1 protein-coding gene and 1 pseudogene are annotated in these 3,452 nt (G+C 77.6%); both read right to left on the bottom strand.

Features of this window, described 5'->3' with window-relative positions; translation table 11 throughout:
- Window positions 1-981: pseudogene (locus ABZ896_RS52285) on the bottom strand (hypothetical protein); the annotation flags it as partial.
- Window positions 978-3,452, bottom strand: a 2,475-nt coding sequence (locus ABZ896_RS52280; protein ID WP_360946465.1) for a hypothetical protein, incomplete at its 5' end; no start/stop codon positions are given. The gene ABZ896_RS52280 and the pseudogene ABZ896_RS52285, both read right to left, overlap by 4 nt.

Here is a 3,452-nt window from a genome sequence, read left to right as displayed (position 1 = left end):
CACCGGCGACCTGCACACCCGCCTGGAGCTGTACGGCAGCCCGGACGCGGTGCGGCCGTCGAACCTGTACGAGGCCCAGCGCGGGTCGGGTACGGCGGTGACCATGGCGGTCGGATCGGAGTCCGGCATGATCAGGCCGAGCAGGTGGGTGGCGGTCGGCCGGCCCTCGGCGCGGGACGCGAAGGCGCCGCCGAGGGTCTGGGCCAGCGAGCGGTAGGCGTCGAGGTCCGCGGGCGGCCCGTCCGGTCTGCCCTGACGGCCGGCCACGAGCTGGTACATCAGCTGGGCGGTGCTCCACAGCGCGTCGCGGGCGTCGGCCTCGCCGACACCGGACCGCTGTTCGGGGGGCGCGTAGGGCGGGACCCCCCAGGGGGTGCGCGGGCTGCCGATCCGGGCGACGGCGCCCAGGTCCCACAGCTGCGCCCGCTCCCCGTCCCACCGGACGGCGGCGGGCACGATGCCCCGGTGCACCAGTCCGATGCTCTCCAGCAGCCGCACCGCGAGCACCAGGTCGCGCTCGATGATCCGCTGGTCGCTGGTGGAGATGCCGTGGGCGAGTCCGGTGGCGGGCTCGCCGCGGGGCTCGGAGTAGATCAGGAAGGGTTCGGCGGCGTCCATGTCGTAGCCGACCGGTACCGGGAAGAGTCCCTGGTACGGGCTGCCGCCGAAGGCGCGGTGGATCATCAGGGCGGCCCCCACCTCGGCCTCCAGGGTCAGGTACTCCTGCTGGTCGGAGGCGTCGGCGGCGGAGAGCCGTACCTGTACGCCCTTCCAGGCGTCGCCGAGCAGCACCCGGCGGGCCAGCAGGGGCGGGCGGACGACCCGCCTGAGATCCGCCCCGATCCGGGTGGGCACGGTGTGGCGCCGCCCGCCCGGGGTGGTGAAGGACAGGTCGGGGGGCATCTCGGTGCCACCCCGCGGCGGCCGGAAGTCCTGGGCGGCCGTCCCGGACTCCGGGGCCCCCGCCGTCCGCCCGTTCACAGGCCCTCCTCGTAGGAGAGCCGGTCCCGGGACCTCGGCGCGTCCTCGGCCCACTCGCGCAGCCGGACCGAGGTGACCACGCCGAGCCGGAGCGGGACCAGCTTGAGGAGCCCGGCGTAGCGGCCGGTGGGCGTCCACACGGAACGGCTGTGCACGCCCTCGGTGACGACGGCCGGGGCCTGCCGGGGCTCCCTGGTCGCGACGCCCGTCCCCTCGCGTCCGTCCGTGCCCTTCCAGACGGCCTGCGGGGCGAACCTGATCCACTCCACCGCGCCGGGGTCCCGGCTGAGCAGCGGAGCCTGGTCCGCCGAGGCCAGGTCCACCATGCGGCGGCCCTGCGGGTCGAGCTCGATCGCGTCGGCCACCCGCTGGTGCCCGATGCCGAGCAGGCCCTCGGCGCTGCCGCGCCGGTCCGCCGAGCGGGTGAAGGGCGGGGGCGAGACCACTCCCTGGGTGAACAGGTGACGGCGGGTCACCTCCAGCATCTGCCGGATCCGCCGCTCGACGTCGGTGAGCGCGCCGGCCCCGGCCTGTCCCCGGGAGACCACGCCCCAGTAGAGGCCGAGCGCGTGGACGAGGGTGTCGGTGAGGTCGTCCACGAGGGTGTCCACGAGGTGGGGGCCGCCCTCGCCGGCCTCGCGGTCCAGCCAGCGCGGACCGGCGCCGAGCAGGGCATCGGAGCCCGGTACGCGTCTGGCGGTGCGGTCCGGGGCGGTGCGCTGGGGGCCGATGGTCGGGCTGGTCGCCCGCTCGGGCGCGTCGGCCGTCCGGCTGTAGGGGTCCGGTGCCGGCATCCAGTCGGGCCGTTCCCGGGCGTCCGGGAAGTCCGCGGCGGGGCCGGGGGCCGGCTCCGCCCGCTCGGCCTCCCGCCAGCCGCCGTCCGCCGTGGCCCGCTCGGACTCCTCCGGCCTGCCGTCCAGTTCCTCGGCGCTCAGCGCGGCGCCGCGCAGCACTCCGGCGACCATGCGGGCCGCGTCGGCGCAGTAGAGGCGCTCCTCGGCGGCCCAGCGCTGCCGGAACACGGCGTCCGCGAGCAGCGCGTCGAGGCCGTCCAAGGCCCGGCGGGCGTCGTCCGCGCCGGTCAGTTCCCACCAGGCGTCCACCGCGCGACGCCAGCGGACCAGCACCAGGACCCAGGCGAGCCCCAGCCCGAACAGGGCACCGAACAGGGCCGCCCAGGACGGTACGGCCTCCGCGCGCGTCACGAGAAGCCCGCAGACCGCGCCCACCGCCAGGGCCAGGGTCTGGGCGGCGACGCCGGCCGGCACCGAGCCGGAGCCCGCGCGTCCGGGGTGATGCGCCCGGGTGAGCAGGCCGCCGCCGACCAGGACCGCCAGGACGCCGAGGGCCGCGAGCGTGCCGGGCCAGGGGTACAGCCCGGCGAGCGCGCCCGCCGCGGCCGCTCCGGCGAGCTGCCCGAAGCTGACGGTGGCGATGCCGAAGTGCTGTTCCGCCGAGACGCGTTGCGGCAGTTCGGGCGGGCAACGGCGGTCGGCCTCGACGAGCAGTCCGGCGCTCGGGGCGGGCGCGACCTGCTCGGAGAGGGCGGCGAAGCGCTCGGCGACGCTGCGCAGCGCGAGGCGCTCGCCCAGCATGCGCTCCGCCAGCCGCTGGAGTCCGTCGCCCACCGCCTCCCGGCTGCCCGCGTACGGCGGTACCCGCACGCCGAGTTCGGTCAGCAGCAGGGTGGATTCCGGGGCCGCGGCCGCGGCGCCCGGGGCGCCGTCGTGCAGGGCCCGCAGGACCAGGGTGCGGTATCCGCTGAGCCCGTGGGAGGCGGAGTCGAGCGCCGCCTCGCAGGCGCGCCGGCCCGTGCCGAGGAGCAGCCCGCCGAACCCGCTGAGCTGGGCCCAGCCCGCGTACGCCTCGTCGAGGGCGCTGGAGCAGCCGGTGTACGCGCGGTCCGCGGCGCCGCCGGGAGTGCGGTGGCCCGGCACCGGGCCCGCCGGGCGGCCGGCGGCCAGTTCGTCCACCGGCTTGGGGAGTTCGATCCGGGAGGTGTCGTCGTCCCCGGAGCGCCGGCCGCCGGTGTAGCGCCCGCCGGCGAACCGGGTCAGCGCCTCCCGCCAGGCCCGGGCCCGGGCGGCGCCGGACAGGTCGTGCTCCAGGACGTGGACGCCGGGCACGGCGACGGCCTCGGGGAACCGGGCGAGGGCCTCCAGGGTCTCGTCGAACAGTCCGCGCAGCAGATCGACGAGGACGGCCAGCGCCTCCGGGTCGTCGGGGCGGACGGGATCCCCGGCGGTACGGGCCGCGCGCAGGTCGCCCACCCAGAGCAGTCCGGCGTCCGGGCCGTGCAGGGCGGCGGGGCGCACGAGGCGGCGCCGGTACGCGCCGGGGGTGTCGGGGGCGGCCGCGGACCGGCCCCGCGGCTCGTCCCGGGCGGCTGGCCCGGCGCCAACCCGCGGGACACCGAGTTCTTCGCCCGTGCCCGCGAGGAGATCGACTTCAAGCACGCCCAGCTGTTTGCC

It is taken from the genome of Streptomyces sp. NPDC047072, from assembly GCF_040643855.1.
Taxonomy (GTDB): Bacteria; Actinomycetota; Actinomycetes; order Streptomycetales; family Streptomycetaceae; genus Streptomyces.
The sequence above is the reverse complement of the archived record's forward strand: the minus strand, read 5'-3'. Positions and strand labels throughout refer to the sequence as shown.